Origin of the sequence: Halorubrum sp. Ib24, assembly GCF_002252745.1 — an archaeon.
GTDB lineage: Archaea > Halobacteriota > Halobacteria > Halobacteriales > Haloferacaceae > Halorubrum.
This window is the reverse complement of sequence record NZ_NHOX01000028.1, coordinates 36,743-56,667: the sequence shown is the minus strand read 5'-3', so window position 1 is coordinate 56,667 and position 19,925 is coordinate 36,743. Positions and strand designations below refer to the sequence as shown.

20 protein-coding genes and 2 pseudogenes are annotated in these 19,925 nt (G+C 55.6%); 15 read left to right on the top strand and 7 right to left on the bottom strand.

The features are described from left to right. Positions 1-32: 32 nt before the first annotated feature. Positions 33-1,307, top strand: a complete 1,275-nt coding sequence (locus tag DJ82_RS07340; RefSeq protein WP_094581457.1) for an RNA-guided endonuclease TnpB family protein — start codon at positions 33-35, stop codon at positions 1,305-1,307. Positions 1,308-1,688: 381 nt separating this feature from the next. After that, positions 1,689-2,144, top strand: a complete 456-nt coding sequence (locus DJ82_RS07335) for a hypothetical protein (RefSeq protein ID WP_141212014.1) — start codon at positions 1,689-1,691, stop codon at positions 2,142-2,144. On the opposite strand, the gene DJ82_RS07330 is transcribed toward DJ82_RS07335, so the two are convergent. From DJ82_RS07330 to DJ82_RS07320, 3 genes are all read right to left on the bottom strand, one after another. Continuing rightward, a complete protein-coding gene (locus DJ82_RS07330; protein ID WP_094581456.1) occupies positions 2,145-2,621 on the bottom strand; it encodes a hypothetical protein in 477 nt (158 codons plus the stop codon). Positions 2,622-2,645: 24 nt separating this feature from the next. After that, a complete protein-coding gene (locus DJ82_RS07325; protein ID WP_094581455.1) occupies positions 2,646-2,846 on the bottom strand; it encodes a hypothetical protein in 201 nt (66 codons plus the stop codon). Between the two features lie 450 nt (positions 2,847-3,296). After that, entirely contained in the window at positions 3,297-3,836 is a 540-nt protein-coding gene (locus DJ82_RS07320) for a hypothetical protein (RefSeq protein ID WP_241881455.1), read from the bottom strand. Positions 3,837-4,252: 416 nt separating this feature from the next. Here DJ82_RS07320 and DJ82_RS07315 point away from each other — a divergent pair, with 416 nt between their 5' ends. The 5 genes and pseudogenes from DJ82_RS07315 to DJ82_RS07290 all read left to right on the top strand — a co-directional run. After that, on the top strand, positions 4,253-4,972 hold the full coding sequence (locus tag DJ82_RS07315; RefSeq protein ID WP_158217289.1) for a CPBP family intramembrane glutamic endopeptidase: 720 nt from the start codon (positions 4,253-4,255) through the stop codon (positions 4,970-4,972). Positions 4,973-5,308: 336 nt separating this feature from the next. After that, positions 5,309-5,770, top strand: coding sequence for a hypothetical protein (locus DJ82_RS07310; RefSeq protein ID WP_094581453.1), 462 nt, complete (start codon positions 5,309-5,311; stop codon positions 5,768-5,770). Between the two features lie 328 nt (positions 5,771-6,098). Beyond that, positions 6,099-7,025 (top strand): helix-turn-helix domain-containing protein, encoded by a 927-nt coding sequence (locus DJ82_RS07305; RefSeq protein ID WP_094581452.1) that lies wholly within the window; start codon positions 6,099-6,101, stop codon positions 7,023-7,025. 6 nt (positions 7,026-7,031) lie between these two features. Beyond that, a complete protein-coding gene (locus DJ82_RS07300; RefSeq protein WP_094581451.1) occupies positions 7,032-7,670 on the top strand; it encodes a helix-turn-helix domain-containing protein in 639 nt (212 codons plus the stop codon). Between the two features lie 240 nt (positions 7,671-7,910). Then, positions 7,911-8,111: pseudogene (locus DJ82_RS07290) on the top strand (IS5/IS1182 family transposase); the annotation flags it as partial. Between the two features lie 103 nt (positions 8,112-8,214). Here DJ82_RS07290 and DJ82_RS07285 read toward each other — a convergent pair. After that, positions 8,215-8,406 (bottom strand): hypothetical protein, encoded by a 192-nt coding sequence (locus DJ82_RS07285; RefSeq protein WP_141212012.1) that lies wholly within the window; start codon positions 8,404-8,406, stop codon positions 8,215-8,217. 150 nt (positions 8,407-8,556) lie between these two features. On the opposite strand from DJ82_RS07285, the gene DJ82_RS07280 reads away from it, so the two are divergent. Beyond that, on the top strand, positions 8,557-8,847 hold the full coding sequence (locus DJ82_RS07280; protein ID WP_094524424.1) for a hypothetical protein: 291 nt from the start codon (positions 8,557-8,559) through the stop codon (positions 8,845-8,847). 520 nt (positions 8,848-9,367) lie between these two features. Here the strand turns inward: DJ82_RS07280 and DJ82_RS07275 are convergent. Continuing rightward, positions 9,368-12,565, bottom strand: a complete 3,198-nt coding sequence (locus DJ82_RS07275; RefSeq protein ID WP_094581450.1) for a PAS domain S-box protein — start codon at positions 12,563-12,565, stop codon at positions 9,368-9,370. Positions 12,566-13,244: 679 nt separating this feature from the next. On the opposite strand from DJ82_RS07275, the gene DJ82_RS07270 reads away from it, so the two are divergent. The 7 genes from DJ82_RS07270 to DJ82_RS14780 all read left to right on the top strand — a co-directional run bounded on the left by DJ82_RS07270 (position 13,245) and on the right by DJ82_RS14780 (position 17,156). Beyond that, complete coding sequence (locus tag DJ82_RS07270; RefSeq protein WP_094581449.1) at positions 13,245-13,514, top strand: AbrB/MazE/SpoVT family DNA-binding domain-containing protein; 270 nt, start codon at positions 13,245-13,247, stop codon at positions 13,512-13,514. An 11-nt stretch (positions 13,515-13,525) separates the two neighbouring features. Beyond that, positions 13,526-13,999 carry a PIN domain-containing protein gene (locus DJ82_RS07265; RefSeq protein WP_094524421.1) on the top strand — a complete coding sequence of 158 codons (474 nt, stop codon included), beginning with the start codon at positions 13,526-13,528 and terminating at the stop codon, positions 13,997-13,999. Between the two features lie 422 nt (positions 14,000-14,421). After that, on the top strand, positions 14,422-14,718 hold the full coding sequence (locus DJ82_RS07260) for a ribbon-helix-helix domain-containing protein (protein WP_094581448.1): 297 nt from the start codon (positions 14,422-14,424) through the stop codon (positions 14,716-14,718). Continuing rightward, a complete protein-coding gene (locus DJ82_RS07255) occupies positions 14,708-14,995 on the top strand; it encodes a type II toxin-antitoxin system RelE/ParE family toxin (protein ID WP_094524419.1) in 288 nt (95 codons plus the stop codon). The genes DJ82_RS07260 and DJ82_RS07255 overlap by 11 nt, the downstream gene beginning before the upstream one ends. Before the next feature lie 614 nt (positions 14,996-15,609). After that, positions 15,610-15,822: a helix-turn-helix domain-containing protein gene (locus DJ82_RS07250; protein ID WP_094581447.1), complete on the top strand. Its 213-nt coding sequence runs from the start codon at positions 15,610-15,612 to the stop codon at positions 15,820-15,822. Positions 15,823-16,425: 603 nt separating this feature from the next. Then, complete coding sequence (locus DJ82_RS07245; RefSeq protein WP_158217288.1) at positions 16,426-16,935, top strand: methyltransferase; 510 nt, start codon at positions 16,426-16,428, stop codon at positions 16,933-16,935. A 32-nt stretch (positions 16,936-16,967) separates the two neighbouring features. After that, a complete protein-coding gene (locus tag DJ82_RS14780; RefSeq protein ID WP_094581445.1) occupies positions 16,968-17,156 on the top strand; it encodes a hypothetical protein in 189 nt (62 codons plus the stop codon). Between the two features lie 147 nt (positions 17,157-17,303). Here DJ82_RS14780 and DJ82_RS07235 read toward each other — a convergent pair whose 3' ends face one another. Together DJ82_RS07235 and DJ82_RS15270 are read right to left on the bottom strand one after the other, a co-directional pair. Then, positions 17,304-18,371: a methyltransferase gene (locus DJ82_RS07235; protein ID WP_094581444.1), complete on the bottom strand. Its 1,068-nt coding sequence runs from the start codon at positions 18,369-18,371 to the stop codon at positions 17,304-17,306. Between the two features lie 566 nt (positions 18,372-18,937). Continuing rightward, positions 18,938-19,339 (bottom strand): annotated as a pseudogene (locus DJ82_RS15270) (transposase); the annotation flags it as partial. Positions 19,340-19,925 lie beyond the last annotated feature (586 nt).

Sequence of the window (19,925 nt, the reverse complement as noted above, 5' to 3'; positions counted from 1 at the left end):
ACGGTACGCATAACCAGTTATGAAGCCAGAAAATGGGTCGAACCATCCGAACCTTCGAGGCTACGATTACGAACCAGCAACAGGTTCGTGACGGCCTCGACCAACTCGGATGGGCTGCCTCAAAGCTCTGGAACGTCGGTCGCTACTACGCACAAGAACAGTGGGACGAAACGGGCGAGATTCCCGATGATGGGGAACTCAAAGCCGAACTCAAAGGCCACAAACGCTACACGGACTTGCATTCTCAATCCAGTCAGCGCGTTCTCGAAGAACTCGCTGAAGCGTTCAACGGCTGGTTCGGTAAGCGCCGGAACGGCGACAACCGTGCCCGACCGCCCGGCTACCGCAAAAACGGAGACTCTCACCCACGTTCAACCGTGTCGTTCAAATCGGCTGGTTTCAAGCACGACGGACAGTTCACCCGTGTCCGCCTCTCGAAAGGCCGTAACCTCAAAGAACACCGTTCAGACTTCATCCTCTGCGAGTACCAGACTCGTCCGGACGTTGACCTGACCAACTGGGACATTCAACAAGTTCGAGCCGTCTACAAACGCGACGAGTGGCGGCTTCAATTCATCTGTCGCACCACCATCGACCCGGAACCACCGGGCGATGAGGTAGCTGGTGTAGACCTCGGGATATGCAACTTCGCCGCCGTCTCGTTCGGCGGAGAATCCGTGTTGTATCCCGGTGGCGCACTCAAAGAAGACGAATACTACTTCACGAAGAAGAAAGCCAAGTGCGACGATTCTTCGTCCCGTGAGGCTACCCGTCTTGACCGAAAGCGAACGGGTCGCCGGACGCACTTCTTGCACGCACTCTCGAAAGCAATCGTAGAGGAGTGCGTCGAACGAGGCGTCGGAACCCTTGTCGTGGGCGACCTCGGCGGCATCCGAGAAGGCAACAAGAACGGCAAACCCCGAAATTGGGGCGACCACGGTAATCTCGACTTGCACGGGTGGGCGTTCGACCGATTCACGACGCTTCTGCACTACAAGGCTGAAGCGGAAGGCATCGACGTGGAGTTGGTGTCCGAACGCGATACGTCGAAGGCGTGTTCGGCGTGCGGCCACACAGATGACAACCAGCGAGTTGAACGCGGTCTGTACGTGTGTGAGACGTGCGATACGGTTGCGAACGCGGACGTGAACGGTGCGGAGAACATTCGACAAAAGGTACTCCCGAGTCTCGCCACAGATGGCGGTGATAGGGATAACGGCTGGTTGGCACAGCCAGCGGTTCACCTGTTCGACCGTAGTGAGGGTGTTTTCGCCCCACGAGAACAGGTTGTTAACCGCGAATCTTAATATCCCAACGCGGGAATCCTCGCCCTTCAGGGCGGGGAGGATGTCAACTTCGGGACGATATACGCCCTAACACACAACCTGTTTCTGGTCGCCTTCCTGCACGGCATCGGGAACTTCTGGCCGCTGGTCGTCGATCCTGGCCTGGGAGCCTGGCCCAACTGGGGTGTGATCATCGCCCTGTACGGACTAGTCGTCGTATTGTATCGTCGGTGGGCCTCTGTTACGGTGCGGACACCGGAACGCGCCACGATGAAAGGTAACAAGCGGTGTATTGCGACTCCGATAGATCTTGTACACCCGTATCACTGTGGGGGGTTCGTTTGGTACAGGCGTCGTTTGTTCGAACATTCGCTTTAAGATCGTTCGCGGCGAAGCCGACGTATGACACGAAACTGGTCCCGTCGTGGCGCGCTTACAATAGGGGTGAGCGGGCTCGCAACCGCACTTGCCGGCTGTCAAACGTCGTTCGCTTCAGATGAGACCCCGATGCTGGACTTGATAATCAATAATAGTACACCCGAACCACAAAACGTAGATGTCGAGGTTATTGATCCCGACGAGAACGACAGCGAGGCGTTGGTGTACGAGCTTAGCAAGGACTCGGGAGGGTCGGGAGGAGAGTACATTGAAATTCCAGCCAACTCGGAACGGACGTTTGAAGCTGTTGCCGAGGACGAACGATATACCATCCGTGCTACGGTCGATCGGGCGTTCGATAAATGGCGGCACTATCACTATACTACTGCTCCCGTAGACTACGACGGCCAAGTCTTCGTTCTGATTGCCCGGCTTGAAGAGACCGGGAGGGATGTCATCCGGTTTGGTCCGGGGCCGTAATCACAACCGCTGTACGAGCCGGTATCCGCCGAGGCCGAGAAGGCCGATCCAGACGCCGGCAAAAAGTAAGAACCCGATCGTCTTGGCTTGCAGCACGCCGACCATCTCGATGTAGGGGGCAGCGAAACCAACGGTGGCGACGACGGCTCCAGCCCCGATAGCACCGGCGCGCATGCCCTCACGCTCGGAGGTCAGTGCCACCCACCCAACGAAGATACCGAGTGGGATCATCGTCAACCACGCCGTCAACAGTCGGAATGGGAGGTCGAACCAGCCGTGGCCGACCATCCCAGTCTGGAGCAGGAACTGGTCGTCACCGTCCTTAATCACAACGGCTGCTTCCCTCAGGTCACGTTCCTCACCGTACGTGAACTCCTCCGAAAGCTCGTCTTGGGTGTAGGCGTCACAGGTGAGGACGAATCCCTGACAGACGACCGGGGTATACTCGTTGTCCGGAGCTGCTCTCGTCCGGTCCACGAAGGTTTGGGCAGTCGGTGAGAGCTAACTATAGCGGTAGGTCGGTGCCTGCTCGACGGTTTCGTTGTATTCGGCTGCCGTGTCCGGGACGATTTGGTGGTGGTATCGGTAGGAGTCCTCAGCCACGTAGGGCGAGGCGACCGTCCCCGGGTAGGAGGCGAGCCATAGGAGGAGGACCGCGACGGCGATACCGGCGACTTGGAAGGTTCGATTGGAGGGCGACATCGAAATACCACCCTCATGTCCCTAATCAACAGTCAAGTGCTTTCGGAAACACTCTCATACGGGCAGTGTCGGTACACCTTGTTGCTGGCTTGGGTGGAAGAATGCAAGCAGAGGGATGTTTGGACGCCGGATCTCGCTCGATTGATTAGGGAAAGACGGCTCTGTTGAAATCCTCTATTCGTTACAGTTCTCAATGTCCCCGCTGTATACAACGCGCATATCTTCGATAAGCCAGATTGGCGGCTCTGTTGAAATCCTCAGAAGTTGATAGTTTCACATCCCCCAATCGCTCAGTACAGAGGACTCACATACCGACGTAGAACGCTGATATACCGATATTATGTCAGAAATCGTGTGCGAGATACAGAGGATGAAGTCAGCACAACGGCTTCGTTTATTTCGCGTCAAATCGGATGGATCACCCGTTAGTTGAACGTGCGAATGTATCGGCTATTCTCCGCTACGACTGCGCTCGTAGACGTAGCTGAAAACGAGGCTGAGTGGGACGGCTATCCAGATCGTCCACACTACCACTACCAAGATGGTATCGGGGTACAGCTCAAAGAACGCTCCGAGGAGCTCGGTGAGCGAGGTCGGCGGGTCAACTCCCCCGTATGGGTTCAAAAACTCGTAGCCGTACACCGGAGCCAGTAGCAACCACACGGCAGTTCCGGCAGGGTAGTTCCCGGCGACCGTGACCAACGCTGCGACGGCACTGTAGTATGGGACACTCGACGGCAGGGAGCGCCACGTGAGCGCCCCGACCACGAATCCCGTGGCGAGGTACACCGGGACCGCAGACAGAATCACCCCTGCGGAACCCAACGAACCCGCAACCAGCGTACTCACCGGAGCAAACACGATTCCACCGGCGAGGACACCGGCGGCCATACTGTAGCCGGCCCCGACGTCCTGTCGGTCTCCGAGCGGCAACCGTGACGGTCCGTATCGACCGTACAGCCGCACCACTCGGTCCAGCCTGGCTACCATGACACTCTCTCCACATAAATTGTACTTGAACGTACTTTGTTCCGTCGGCTGTACAGTGTCTTGCTGTCTATCTCCCCATTCGGGGCAGCCTCGGCTCCAGGGTAGCCCAGATACAAGGTAGAACAGTCTACTCGCTGAATAATCGAAGACAATCCAATCGATATATTTCTAGTCTGTATTGACCGATCCGACCAGCTCGTTTTCTGAAGAGCTTCTGTGCGAGATACGCGCGCTGTATTCAGCAACGCCAAGGAGATCTCCTCAGTTTCTGTCGGTAGTGAGGTGCGAGATACAGAGCATGACTACATCACCTTGGCCGAGCTGAATTGAGCGGTAACTACAGAGGAGAAAGTTACCGAGGGATGGAAGAATGCTTAACACGAAATTTTACAACAGTTGTCTTTGTATTCGCCCTTATGGGGATAGGGCGTTTGGGTAGAGGTCGGGACACGGTTTGGCTCGCTCTCGCAGGGATCGTAGTTTCCCTTTTCTTCTGGATTTGGCTCAAACTCGTTGGATTTGTCATCGGTCCGAGTGATGCGTTGATATTGAGCGAGTTCCCTGTCGCCCGTGACGTGGTCAGTCAACTACTTCGTGCGCTCTTCGCGGTCGGAACGGCGATTGCGGCTATTCGTTATCTGGACGTGCCGTCTCCACTCGATTGGATGGAAGTCCGTCCTCCAGACGTGTGGGATTTGGGGTATATCCTTCTTGGAGTGTTTCTCCTGATTATAGCGGCTCTCGGATCGAATATCCTGATTCAGAACGTGCTCGGATTGGAGCGGACAATGGACGGCGCGTCCCTGTCGAATGCAGTACTTTGGTCTCGGGTGGGGACGCTGCTGTTACTCGTCGGTCCAGCCGAGGAAGTGATGTTCCGAGGAATCATCCAGCGTTCGCTCCGAGATGTGATCGGTAGATGGCCAGCTATTCTCTTTGCAGGAGGGTTGTTTGGATTCTTACACATCGGTATCGCGGCGACGGCTCCCGGAGATATGCTCTGGCTTGTTGCTCTCAGCCTACTCGGTGTGATCTTGGGATGGGTGTACGAGCGGACCAACAATCTCGTAGTCCCGGCGCTTGCCCATGGAAGTTTTAATTCTCTAACTACTGCACTGCCGTTGCTGCTGGGCTGACTGTCCCTATCAACCAATAAAAGTTCGATGGCGGATACCCAGGGCACTAGGATGAACTACGCCGACCTCCATTTATCAATTAAATGGATGATATTTTTTCTAACAACAGGCGCCTCAATGACTCAAGATTTGGTGCACTCGCGCCCTCTATGCAGCACGGTCCGTGAAATCTACCCCGAGGCTGTCAGGAACCTCGTGCTGAATGTAGAGCCTGAAGTCAGCAGTCGGTGACCGTTGGTTTCACACCGATCCGGATAAATCAGCCGGTCAGTAGAACTGCGTATCGAGCACTGTATCTTTCGAAGATGTATTGACGTTCGCATTTGTTTGACCTGTATGGTCCCTCTGCAATCACTTCTTGATGAGTTGGTCGGCTACATCAGTCTCATTAGCATCCTGTTAGGAGTGGGTGTTTTTGCAACTCTCTGTTGGTCTCCATTTCTCCTGTCGGGACGGTTTCGGCAACTGTTTGAACGACTTCCGCCGTTCGAATCGTTCTCTCTCACGTACGGCGTTGTTGGTGTCGGAGCAGCAGTTCCGTACCTGCTCGGTCTAGCAGCTTCTCTGGCGGTCGCAGATACAGGGCGTGCACTGTTTACCGTAGTGGTTGTCGTCTCAGCCGGTTATCTCGTCGCTATCCCGCTTCTCGGTGCTGTCGTGCTTCCGCGGGTCGGCGTTGACTGGGATTCGACTGGATATGGCCTGTCAACGTGGGCGCTACTTTTAGCAGGGGCTATCTGGTACACGGCGCTCTTTGCAGTCCCACTTACTGTTATTTCCACCGTCTACTCATTATAATAATCTCATACTCACCGACTTTGATCTTCGATTGAGTGAACAGCATCTCGGTGGCATATCGAGTCGTGGTTCGTCTGGACTGACCGATTCAAGCGCCGAACCATAGCCGGTGAGTCACTGCTTCATTCGCGCGATGTATCTCGCACGGCTACCGGGACATCTCTTTGAACTGGTAAAACCCTCGGTAGTCGATATGCAGTTCTCATCGAACGCCTGTTTCAGGCGAGAATGTGTTTGAAGAATAGGATTTCAACAAAGCCGGAAAGACAGGAATCGCACCGCCTCCAGACAGCCCTACTTTCACTGGGATACCAGTCGTCAGACCTGTATGGAGACCGATCGGACAGCGGACGATGTCTTTGGACTGCTGGCCGACGGGATACGACTCGATATTCTTCGGACCGTCGCCAGGGCCCAACAGGAGAATCGAAAGACAGGAGTCGCCAAATTGTCCTTTTCCGATATCTACGACCGCGTTGACGTCGATGGCACGTCCAAATTATCCTACCACCTCGGGGAGCTGACCGGCACGTTTCTCAGGAAACACGAGAACGGCTACGCGTTCACGCACGCCGGCGAACAGATGGTCCGGTTCGTCCTCGCCGAGAACTACCGACATCCCTCGGATATCGGGACAATCGAGACTGACGGCGCCTGCTTGCACTGTGGCGAGACGGGCCTCCGGGCGGCGCTTCACGACCAGTACTTCCTACTGCAGTGTCGGGCCTGTGACCGACCGAACTTTTCCTACACCGTTACGCCGGCGCAAGTACAGGCTCACGACGGGGCTGCCTTGATCGATGCTGTCACGTGGACGTTAGTTGGAGATCTGGTCAAGATGCGCCAGGGCGTCTGTCCGGACTGCGCCGGGCGCATCGACACCGAGGTATTGGATGCGAGCGACCAACCGGTCGGCGACACCGTTCCAGCGTCCTTTGCGACGAGCAGCGAGTGCCAGCAGTGCCTGCGATTCATGAGTCTCCCGCTCACGCACGCGGCTGCGTATCACCCCGAATCGGTCGCGTTTCACTGGGAACACGGCGTCGACATCATGGGAACAGGGATGTGGGAGTTCCATCGCTATCTCCACGACGGGGAGTGGACCGCCGAGCAGATTGAGACCGACCCGGACGAGTACCGCGTCGCATTGCGACGCGATGCTGCAACACTCAGATTGTACCTCGATGAGAATGCCGCGGTCACGCGAACCGAGCGCGTCCAGCGACGAGACCGGCGCGACCGCCGATCCAGATAAGAACCGATGCGCGAAGTGACAATCCACCTGTCCAAAGAGGAGTTGGCGGCGTTCGGGATCGAGGAGTTCGTCTCAGTGATCCAGATGACCGGGCTGGAACGGGTCACCGAACTCCAGTGTCAGCGACCTGGGTGCCTCCTCGCTATCGAGGTGACGGAGCCGATCCCCACCGACCAGCTCTCGACGCTGGAGAACTTGGAGTGGTGGGAGCGTCTCAACCGCGAGGGCGGCGTGACCTACCTCTGTAAGCTCGCGGTGCCAGCCTTCGATGAGGGATTCGACCCGCACCACGAGACGGATGCCTCACAGAGTGCTGTCGAGGTCGCCGGCGACGGCGTCGACGTAACGATGGTCGGGAACCAGGATGCCCTCTCCGAGCGAGTGCACGAGTACGGCGACACAGGCGCAGATCCTCTCCTCCGGACGTTGACCGATTACGAGGGGCCTGCTGACCCGCTCGATGCGGTGACGCCACGCCAGCAGGAGGTGCTGGAAACCGCCTTCGATATGGGCTATTTCGAGGTTCCCATGGAAGTGACGACTGATGAGTTCGCCACGGCACTCGATCTCGATCCGTCGACTGTGCGTGAACACCTCCAGCGGGCACAAAAGAATCTTCTCACGGACATACTGGAGGCGATGTAGTGTGACGCTTCTCCGAACAATCGTGTCTGTGATCGGTATATCGGTCTGTGAGAGAGTATAAACCCACCCACGAACGTGGGAGATAATCCGACCGCCCCTCCCGTCCTATGAGAGAATGCGATGAGCGAACCCACCAGTTTCCTTGTCAAACAGGAACGTCGATAGCTGTGCCAACCAGCCGTTACTCCTATCACCGCCATCCGTGGCGGGACTCGGAGATACTTTCTGTCGAATGTTCTCGCGCTTGACAAAGCACACAACGCCCGCCACGACGAGGACACCTACCACCGCTGGTCGCTCATCGAGGCGATCTTCTACGCACTGAAGCGTCGGTTCGGCGAGACATTACGGGCTAGAACATGGTTTGGGCAGTTCAGAGTGCTCGTTCTAAAGGCTGCCGTCAGAAACATAGAACAAGCTGTCAGCACCTCATCACCGTGATCGTCCACGTCTAAACAAGCCCCAGAGCGCGTATCCGGCATACGATAATTACGTACATGTCGGAGGATTGACCAACAACCGAGCCGATTACTGTGCTTCGTGATCAGTCCTTTCTCTCCCGGTACGCGGCTGCATAGAGCCCAAGCGCGGAGAGAATCGTCACCATCGCTGCGACGAACATCACACCTGAAAACAGCCCTTCGGTCGTTCCTGCAGCAGCAAACATAATTGCAGCACTGCCTGCGACAACACCACCCTGCTGTGTCCTGTTCGAATTCTCTGTCTGGAGGGCCATACTCTCCATTATCTGAGGCTGCATAATAAATTTAGTAACCGTGTTCCACTGCTGGCAAATAGATCCCCGGAAGACGCAAATGAAAGAGAGAGTACAGGCCGGTTTTCAGTTATCCGCACGCTTTACACGGCCGAACTCTTGCTGGTACATATGGAGTTACTTCCACAGATGGTGTTCCGTGAGCCAGATGGACGAAGGAAGGGGCTCATCATGCTGTTCTTATCGTTCATCAGCCTCCTTATTTGGGTATACATTGGTGTCGTGCTCAACGCTTCTGACTTTTTCATCTTTTTTGCTATCGGGCTTGGATTCTCCGGAGTCGCCGAGTCGCTGCCACCGGACCGACGACGTTCAGCAGGAACACTTCGAATGCTAGCCGTCGGTACCTTCGTTGTCTTCCTCGGTGTCCTTGCATCGGTCCCTGGATTACTATTAGCGTAAGGGATGGCACCCGGTACTGATATATCTCTGATATTTCTCGGTGGCAATCCGGAACGGTCGGTCGGTAACTACGCAAGCGTGTTCTATCGGCTGATTCAGGATTCAGATAAAAAAGTAACTTACCCCCGTGCTGACTTGAGCCTCTGTATCGGTCATCCGCCATCTAACGTAATATTGATATATCGATTCAGAGATGCAAGATAGAGAGCGCGAACCGGGCACAAACAGGGGTCAGTTTGTAAAGAAAGAGTGATCGGTCAGTACAGGGTACACATATACCGCGACGAATAAAGATCTATCTTATATCCATTAGAAATCTGGTGAAATATGTGGGTTACAATCAGCACAAATAATTGAACATCGGCAGCGTCCCGATAAGATATCCCAGCCACCGTTTCACTCTCAACCGTGTTCTCGCATGAACCAACACTTATTCAATTTGACGCAGATTGTCTCTGATGATAACTACGCCGCCACAGAGTTCTCTTCACCGCGTACGCTGTTGGCTCACAGCAACAATTTATGAACTTCTCATAGCCGGCACCCGCAAATTAACCTCCGTCCCGTCGGTTGTCGCTACGGACACATCACCGCCGGCTTGCGTGACGATCATTCGAACCATCCACAGACCGAGCCCTCCGCCGTGATTGAGCGGCGTCTCTTCTCCCGTTTCGAGGATATCCGCCTCCATTTCCGGCATTCCGGGGCCGTCATCTCGCACGTGGACCTCAATCCACTCGTTTTCCAACTCGACGAGTTCGATCTCGACTGTAGCGTTATCGTTCAGCTTCACGGCATTTTCTACCAACTCACGGATAGCCTCTCCGAGCGTCGTCTGTAGCTGCACCGACCCATCGCCAGATATCTCAGTCAGGATCGTTGCGTCCTCGTGTTCCTCTCGGATTTCATTAACGACCTCTCCGATCAGTGGGCCAGCCTCTGTCGTGGCTGCCCCACCACCTTCCGGATTGAGGACTTGTTTTATTTGTTTCATTTTCTCTATCATCTCCCCCCACTTGTCAAGAATCGGTTTGACGGTCTCGAACTGTTCCGCCCGTTTTTCTGCGTCCGTCTCTCTGCTCATCAGCTCTGTCCAGCCTCGGACTTTTGTCAAATCGTTCCGCATGTTGTGTCGCATCACGCGCTGCATGACGTTCAAGTGGCGACCATACCGCTGCTGGGCTGTGATATCGCGCCCCTCAGCAACGAGTAGGGTAATCTCGTCGTCTTCATCTGTCACGGGTTTTATCGAGAAGTCGATTGTTGCGAAGCCGTTAGCGCCCCGCACTTCCGTTTCGTAGCGGACGAAATCCCCGCCTGAGGCTCGCTCAATTGCGTCCTGAACCCGATCGTAGACTGTCTCGGAGTGTGTCCACCACTGGGCTTCATAAAAGGGGTTCCCGACGACGTCGCTGCGCTCGAGCCCGCCGAACTCGAGGGCGGCGTCGTTGACCTCGATGACCGTCCCGTCGGTGTCCAACAAGCCCGTGAACTGGAACGTCTGGTTGAAAATGCTCTCGAACCGCCGAGCACGGTCTTTGGCTTCGGTCACATCCCTGAGGTAGACGATCACCCCGTCGATGGCGTCGTCGTCAAGCATGTTCCGGTATCGACTTTCGATGTTGAACCACCCGCCATCCGGAGATCTGAGTCGACACTCTGCTGTGACGCTTTCGGTTTCCTCAACCGAACTAAAGAACGCCTCCATCGCGTGCTCGCGTCCATCAGGGTGGAGGTAATCAAAGAGATTCTCACCGACGAGGGCGTCGGGGTCGTAGCCGAACACCCGCGTCACCGACCCGCTGGTGTAGGTGATTGTCCCGTCGGGATCGAGGACTGTAACGACGTCCTCGGACTCTTCGACGAATCGCTCGGTTCGGCGCCGTTGGCGACGGCGTTCGGTCATGTCGCGGACGATCACCGCATACCCGCGAAACACCCCATCGTCGGATTCGAGCGGCGCGTACCGGACGTCGGCGTAGAACTCCGACCCGTCGGCGCGAACTCGCCAGCCCTCGTCGGCGCTCTCGCCGGCGAGACGCGCCTGTTGTATCAACCGCTCTGGGAGGCCGGACTCGCGGTCGGACTCAGGATGGAGTTCAGCCATCGACATTCCGACCGCCGCGTCACCGTCGTACCCAAAGAGGTCCTCGGCACCGGTGTTCCACGTTTGAACGATTCCGTCCTCGTCGACGATGAGAAAGGCGTACTCGTCGACGCTCTCGGTTAGCAGGCGGAACTGTTCGCGTTCCTCATACAACCGCTGTTTGCGGCGCACTTCATCGGTTACGTCTTGCTGGACACCGATGTGGTTGACCAATTCGCCGTCATCGTACACCGGCGTCACCGACAACCGATTCCAGAACTGCTCGCCGTTTTTGCGGTAGTTCCGCAGGTCGACAGTCACCGGTTCCTCGGCGGCAATCGCCTCACGGAGTTCGTCAAGCGCCTCCTGATCTCTATCGTCTTCTTGGAGAAATCGACAGTTCCGTCCGAGTGTTTCCTCTCTGGTGTAGCCGGTCTGTTCGACAAACCCGTCGTTAGCGTATATCAGCGGATTGTCCTCGCGGTCGGGATCGCTGATCGTGATCCCGACGATAGCCTCGTCCATCGCTCGCTCTTTCAGTTCGAGCTCTCTCTTCCGCTCCTCGAGTTCGCGCTTTCGCGCTCGCCGCTCGGTAATGTCCCGAACGGTTGCGACCGTCCCGACAAGTTCAGCTCCGGTAGCCATCCGGTTCGTTATTACCTCGAAGTATCGGGTGGAGCCATCAACTTCCACAGGGACAGGATCCGTATCCTCAAGCTCGGTATTCGGACTGAACGACCGCTCGAACGCCTCAATAGTCGTAAGGTCTTTATCGGTCGCTGAGTGTAACTCCTGTCCCTGCGTGTTCGTTTCGACGAGTTCACCGTCAGTATCGTACACGAACGTCGCGTCGTCGGCTTCCTCGAAGAATCGTGAGCGGGCAGACTGCTCGATCTGTCGGAAGGGTTTCCCAACGAACACTAACACTCCCGCGAGAAACGCGGTCACACCGACCGGTTCGAAGCTCAATCCCAGCATAATAGGCGGTAGTAGCTCGGTCGGTAGCGTGCTGACAGCCAACCGCGGTATGATCGGTGACAGCGCGAGGACTCCGAGCGCCCCGAGACTCCCAGTTGGAAACGCCGATTCACGCAGCGTCGTGAGCAACCAATAGAAACTGAGTGCCACGAGTGCGTACGTGAGCGAGAACGAGACCCAGTAGAACAACTGCGGTTCAACCACGAGGTGTAGATACGGGCTTTGCTGTAGTTCCGTCGAGACGTACAGTCCGTACAGCGGGTTCGTGAGCTTAACGATGAGGAGCCCGAGATAGGTGCCGACAGCGAGTCCACGGTAACGTCGGTCGCGATGGTATGACCGACCGGTGTACGCGGAGATAAAATACATCCATGCACCCACGCCCGTGAGCCCCCAGATGAGTCCCCCAATGTAGAGCGCGTTGCTAAGCGACTCGCTGGTGGTAACCAGCCCAAGCGCTTGGAACCCCAGCCACAATCCGTTGGTAAGGAGGACCGCTCTGAGCCCGAACTGCGTATCTCGTCGCCGTAGCCGTGAGCCGTACGCAGCACCCACGAAGCAACTGACCGCAATCCCGGTGAAAATGAAAAAAAGCCCCCAGCGAACCGTACTTGGGTCCCCTGAGATGGTTAAGGGTGTGTAAAAAGTTAGCATACTATTTAAAATAGATGAGTTGTTTTATCAATTGCGGAATGCGAGACCGTGAGCGCAAGATTCGCAAGCGCATTCTATCAGGTGGTTCAGGATTCAGATGGAGAAATAAGCAGTTCCATTGCTGACTACATCCTCTGTATCGGTCACGCCGACCGTGTCAGTTTCAATATACAACGGTGCTAGTGACCTCTGTGGTGCTTATAACTATCGCGCAAACCGACGGACAGCACAGGGATTAAACGGATTCTTTGAAGCAGCGTAACGGATTCCCGGCGAGTCCACTTCTACCTTATCCGCCATTTTCAGTCGATTCGACCCCTCTACTGTCTTCTGAGTATGTGGTTGCTGAACTCGGCGAGAATTCGTTACGAGTCCTGTCGGAATCCGTCTTGACCTCGTTTGGTGCTCCGGGGCTCGAAGACACGAGAGATAATCGATCGGTCGATGACGCTGTGACGGTGTGTTTGGTTCTTCCCGAAGGCAGTGACATAGTGGTGTGTATGAAATTTCGCAGGTAGAGTAGCGCAAGACTCAGAGCGTGTAGTCAGCACAGCGCCTTCATTTGCTCCAGATACCTCGATCTGAACCAACTGCTCACTGTGGATGCGGACGTATCGATACTCTGTGGGGCACAACAGTTTTATCTATCAGTATAGTAGTGGGTATTAGGTAAAGAAAAATGGGAAAGACGTCGATCGATGGAAACCACGAGGAAGAGCTGACACTCACCGTAGACGATAGGGGTCGAGTCACTCTCCCGAAAGAAGTCAGAGATCGGTTGGGAATCGAATCGAACGACGAGCTCCCGGCGACACTCGTCGGCTCCGTGCTTGAACTCAACCCGAAGCCGAGTTCGAAGCTTGAGCCAGCAACAGCCGGGCGGGATGACTGGGATGAGACGACACCAACCGATGCGGGAGACGCACTCTTTGGGCCGATGGATCAGTGATCGGAGAACCGATGACTGATTCACTCCCGACCGAGGTAACCGTCCTCACTGATGTGAATATTCTTGCCATCGGTCTGACTGACGATCATCCGGCGCATGACGATGTGTATCCGTGGATCCAGAACGCTCTTGATGGGCCAAATGTCTTGCTCGTCTTCGACTACTATCCGCTCCGGACACAGTATCTCATGACGAATAATTTCGGAGTTGACGAAGTTGCTGCTCGAAACGCAATCCAATCGCTCGTTCGGAGTCCGGCACGAATCGTTGGTGCGACCGCGACCACGCTTCTGGAGGCATACGAGATCAGCGCCGAGAAAAATCACGATGTCTACGATTCGTTCATCCTGGCGCTCGCACGGGCATATGATGCTGACTACCTGATTACGACTGACGATGATTTCGAGGAGCTGTGCGATGGTGAGGACGTTACATACACCAATCCCATTCCGCCCGACAAGCGCAGCAAATTAACATTCATCTAGGGTTAGCGGTCCGTGGACGCTCTTTCCTGACGAGTCTGCTGATTTGCCCTGATCACAGGGCATGCGAGATATGCGCTGTATGTCTTATACGGTAACCAGTGAAAATATCATTACATCGATAGCTATTCCACAAAGAGGCTTTTGAGAATCGTTCACACGCGGTGGTGAAACGCACGAATACACCAGAATCGCCGATCCGACCATTCGACGGACAGCGCCGGGACTAAACGGATTCTTTGAAGCAGTGCAACGAAACCCCCGCGAGTCTACTTCTATCTCAACCGCCGTTTTTAGACGTTTCAGTGGCTCTATTGTCCGCTAACAGAAGCAATACTGGATTCGGGCAGAATTCGTTACGAGTCGTGCCGACATCCACACGGCGACGATACAACTTAGTATATACGGACGCAAAGCATCTGTATATGTCTGATGCGGATACCGCAAATGGTGACGATGGGCCCGAAATGGTCCAGATCAATCTCCGACTCAGCAAAGCGTTCCTCGAAGACATCGATACGACGTGGCAGGAACAGGGGTTCAACTCCCGGAGCGAGTTCCTCCGTTACGCTGCCCGAGACGCGGTGAAACATCCAGAATTTTCCCGCGAGGGGTGGAAACAGATCGCGGCGAGCGAGCACGATCTCCGTTCGGGCGACGCCGAGCTGGTCTTTCGTGAGGAAGTCGTCGAGATGATGGATCGAGACGAAAATGACGAGTGAGGACGACTGGACCTGGAAATTCACGCCGCGAGCTGCGGATCAGTTCGACTCACTCGACCCACACGTGCAGGACCGCATCGTCTCGAAACTCGACGAGGTGGTCGAGTCGGAGTGGCGCGACCCCGACGAGTACCTCGAACCGCTGACCGGCGGTCCGTTCGCGAAACTCCGCGTCGGTCAGTATCGGCTCGCCTGCATTCTCGACCGGGGTGAGTCGGTGCTGGAGGTCCATCGGATCGAACACCGAAGCGGTGCCTACACCGCTGACGACGACTGACGGAATCCGATCTGCAACCGAACGACAGCACGGGGATTAAACGGATTCTTTGAAGCAGTGTAACGAAACCCCCGCGAGTCCACTTCTGCTTCATCTGGCATTTTCGGATGTTTCAGGCCCTCTGCCGTCCACTGAGTATGATATTGTTGAATTCGGGTAGAATTCGTTACGAGTCGTAACGGTGGTCATGGCTGGTTTGGATTCGCGTTCCCTAACTCGGAGACGGGCGAGATAATCGATCAGTCATTGCTCCCGATTGCACTCGTCTTGTGACGCCGCCTATACCAGAAGTAATGTAGCCCCGGTGAAATGAGTAGGACTGATAGATTTTCCAGATGCTGTTGCATACAGGCGCGAGTCTTGCAAGAAGTTTTCGACAAATCGGATCGGTCGTTACAGACAAATGATATACCGGTGCGGCTTTCTATCTCTGTGAATTATTATTAGAACCACATACAAGACGTAGAGGCGGTCTATTTATCAGAATCGCATTCTAGTACAGAATTTGGTCCGAACCAGTCTGTTCAAGATGGCCAGAAAACGCTCTCCCATAATTTTGGCACAGTGGGTGTTATTGCCTTCTGTGTTAAACATTCACACGCAAGTGAGCGCCGATGACATCGAATCCCCACGGGTCCGAGACCGACGACGAAGACCACTTTGAGGTGTGTCCGATGACACAAGCATTCGAGGAGATTGGATCGAAATGGCGACTCGTCGTCTTGCACTACCTCGTGATGAACGGTGAACAGCGGTTCAACAACATAAAAGAAGAGACACCTGCCGATCCCTCGAAGCTCTCTCACAAGACGTTCTCAAGGAACTAAGAGGAGCCGAAACCCAACTCCCGAGCGCTTAGAAGATCGCCCCGATGCCACTATTCGAATCGACCGAGAAGGGCGAATCGCTCGCAATCAGTCGATGATATCGAAGAGTGGGCTGATATTGGACCGCAGCGGACAGCGACGATCATTACCCCAACCGAATAGTTGAGGTTCGGACTTACTTCTATTACTACACAATACTGCGCTCATCACCCTAACCTTCTCCTAGTAGTATCCACAAAAATTAATAAATCTTCGCAGGTGTCGGCTGGAAGATAATTCCACTTCGTGTCAGGCGACCACTGAGGCGAATACACATCCAAAAAGACGGCCAACCGCCCGGTCCACTCATGGAACTCGGGTTCGGTTTCCAAGCAATCGAAGACACCTCCTGGCGGACTGTCGAACTCGGGTTTCGACGCGCCTGGCTGCTGTCCAGACCAGTGCAGACATTGAAGAGAACTCGCCTCCACCCACGGAGCGGAGATTTCCTTGACACTCCGTCGCATTAGAGTCCTCTGGACCGTGAGAATGGCCAGTACGCGGAAACAACGCCCCGCCGACCGATGCATTTCTCGTCCGGGAAAAGCCATCGTACATCGGCCGGTGGGCTGTAATGGCCACGACCGCCTCTACGGCTTTTGGGGTGACCTCGAAGAGGCGCTCCGGACAGGACGACCCACCAACGAACTTGAAGATGATCAGACCCACCCCTTCGAGGAAGCCATCTACCAGAACGATGAGAATCTCGAACAGTTCGTCGGCGCGATGACGGGACTGAGTATGGGCGTCGCGAACACTCTCGCACACGAGTTCCCGTGGCAGGAATACGATACGATGGTCGATTTAGGCACCAGTGAGGGAGTAGTTCCAAAGCGGGTCGCCGAAGAAAACGACCACATCACTGCCATCGGCTTGGACCTGCCACGGGTCGAACCCCACTTCCGTGAATTCACGAGTGACAGCCCCGCAACCGACCGTATCGAGTTCCGGACGGGCGATTTCTTTGGGACCGACCCGCTCCCGGCAGCAGATGTCTACATCCTCGGGCACATCCTGCACGACTGGAGTCTCGATCGGAAACAGGAGGTTCTCAGGAAAGTGTCGAAGCAGTGAACCCCGGCGGTACTGTCATCATATACGGGACAATGATCGTCGAGGAGCGTCGTGAGGCCGAAATGCCACTGCTGATGAACTTGAACATGTTGGTCGAAACGCCGAACGGATTCGACTACACACCGAGTCAGTGTATCCAGTGGCTGCACGAAAGCGGGTTCGAAGGCGGGGAAGCCAGGGAGTTACCAGGTCCCGAAACGATGGTTCTGGCGCGGAAATAAATCTGTCGTGTGGTACATATTCACCCTTTCTCTTGCACGGGAAGTGCAGGTCCACGTATCGGTTGTAATAAAGTACGGTTTTGAGACGGCCGAATTAGATTGCCTCTTGTCCGGAGAAATGATTGTTTAACAGTCGAACCGGAGAATTCAATGCTTGTGCGCGATGCCCATGCTCGCTGGCCCGTTCAAATGTTGAATCTGGACGTCCTCGAAGCCCGCCTCCTCCGCCCATGTCATGAACTGCTCGCCAGTATAGTCGAAGGCATCACCGTAATATACGAGCATGTTCAGCGACATCATCAGACCCATGGTATTCGCCTGGCGGTCGTCGTCGATGATATGGTCGATAGCGACGAAGGTTCCGCCCGGGTTGACGGCATCGTAGAACTTCTGCATGAGCGTCTTCTTCGTCTCCAGATTTTCCTGATGGAGGACCAGACTCGCTGTCACGAGGTCCGCGTCGGGAATGGGTTCCTCGTTGTAATCGCTACTGACGGCGTCGATCCGATCCTCAAGGCCGTCTGTCTGGATACGCTCACGGGCCAGTTCAGTCACCTCCGGCAGGTCCGTTGTCGTGATCGAAAGGTGGGGTTCGCGTCGGGCCACGATCCGAGACAGATCGCCGAGGGCACCCCCAACGTCCGTCATCGAGTCGTAGTCCGAGAAATCGAACTGCTCAGCGAACGCGACGAAGTTCCCCTTCGACAGCCCGGCCATCCCCTCGACGAACGCCTCTAGTTCCATGGGGTCATCGTACATCTCCTCCCAAAACGGCTCGCCCGTCTCGTCGATGACCCCCTGTGGCTCGCCTGTCTGCAGACTCTCTTCGAGCCCTCCCCACACGTCGTATACCTGCTGGTTGAAGATGTCGATCGCGCCACCGATGTACCGTGGATCGTTCTTGTTCAAGAATGCCGCAGTCTCCGGCGTGTTCCGATACCGGGGATCGTTCCCATCGTCGTCACGTTCAAGGAATCCGAGCGACGCGAGCGTGTCGAGGAAATCTCTGGTCGCCCGGGGGTGCAAACCGAGCTCCCGTTCGATCTCGGAGGCTCGAAGCCCTCCGTCTGAGAGGACGGTGAACAGTTCGAGATCGACGGCTGCACCCAACACTTTGGTCCCCCAAAACCCCGTCGCCACCTGCATGATGTGTTCCGGGTCCGGTTCGCTTTCTTCGGGCGTGTGTTCTCTTTCGTCTGATGTTGTTTCTGCCATGTGTACTCACCGTGTAATCGGTTGTTGTCGGTTCTGCTTCACATCCTACGTAATCCTCTGTGCCAGTGGTCGTCCACGGGGTCGTTTAGCGGGCATTGGCGGCCGACATCGTTCCCTCACGACTCACCTACTGATACTGTTGGGCGGGCTAAAAGTGTAATCTGTATTGGATTTCAGTTAGCACACTGTCTGTCTGATTCACTCTGTACCCCGTGTCTTGGCGACACAGGCGCGTTGCTGGTCACGGCGCGATTCTGATGACACAGGGAATGGAGTTCGAAGACTCTACGAAGTCATATGTAGAAACCAGGACTCGGACGAGATCAGAATAAGGCATCGTATCATACTTCTGTCTCGTCGGGTGAACTCGGCTTGCCGTCCGAGAGAACTGACCGCGGATCTGGCTTCGTCTGTGACCGAGTGATAGAACAGGTATAGGGTGATTTCAGTGCCCCGGAGCACTTGCGGGCATCCGGTCACGTCCGTTGTTTATCGAAGGCTGATCGTCAGGCCAAGTTCGACCGCTTTACGGCTGCCAGGACAGTCGATTCGGAACTCGCTGTACTGCTGTCCCGGACCTCGTGAGCGAATTCCAGGACGGCTTTGTAGGAACGATCGAGCTGTTGCGAAATTTCTGTCATCTCTGCTGTGTCCATCTCTCGGGCGATATGGATCATTTCTGGAATGGAAAGCTGATGGTCGGCGAAGAGCGTCCCCGTAAGGTCGTTGAATTTGCGATCGCAGGCGTGGCACTTGTACCGTTGTGCGCCCTTGCTCGTCGTTCCTTTCTTGATCGTATCCATACTGTCGCAGTTCGGGCAATGAGGTCCATCCGGCCACCGAGAGCGTCGGAGTGCCTGTAGGCAGTCATCGGTGTCTGGAAGACTGACCGGATCGTCGCTCTCCTGTCTTCCCGAGGGTGGGATGTCAGGAGAAGAATCACTCGTCCCCCGTTTACTTGCATCCATCGCCGAGTCTCGGTCAGTCCCGAGGTCGTCGAGGCCGATATCTACAACAGTGAGACTCCCATCGAGGGTCAGGTAGAGCTCCGCTCCATCACATGTGGCGGTCACGCGAATCCGAACGGGATCTCTGGACACGACCGTCTGGTCTTTTTTGAGGCGTTCGAACAACCGGCCACAGACCTCGGGGTCGTCCAGATCGTAGGTCATGTCGAATCCGTGTTCGTGGTAAAACGTGACAACGGCGGGGTGATCGAAGACAGCCACCCACGCCGGATAGGACGCGCTGTGCTTGCAGACCGAGCACACGTACCTGACCCGAGCTTCGTTCCAGCCGCCACGCACCGACGTGCCACAGTTGGGGCAGAGTTCCCCCGCCGGAGCGTCGTGAGAGTCACAGATGTGGAGTGATTCCTCGATCGGCCCTGAACACTCCGGACACACACCCCTGATGAGCAACTTGACGCCCTGCAGGTACTCGATCGTTCCCGCCACGAAGACCTCCTCAGGCGTCCGGTGAGCCAAGCCGGCGGGATTGAAATCGTCGTACACAATGAGCGTCCCCTCTGGCGTCCGTTCGGCTGACTCGGGG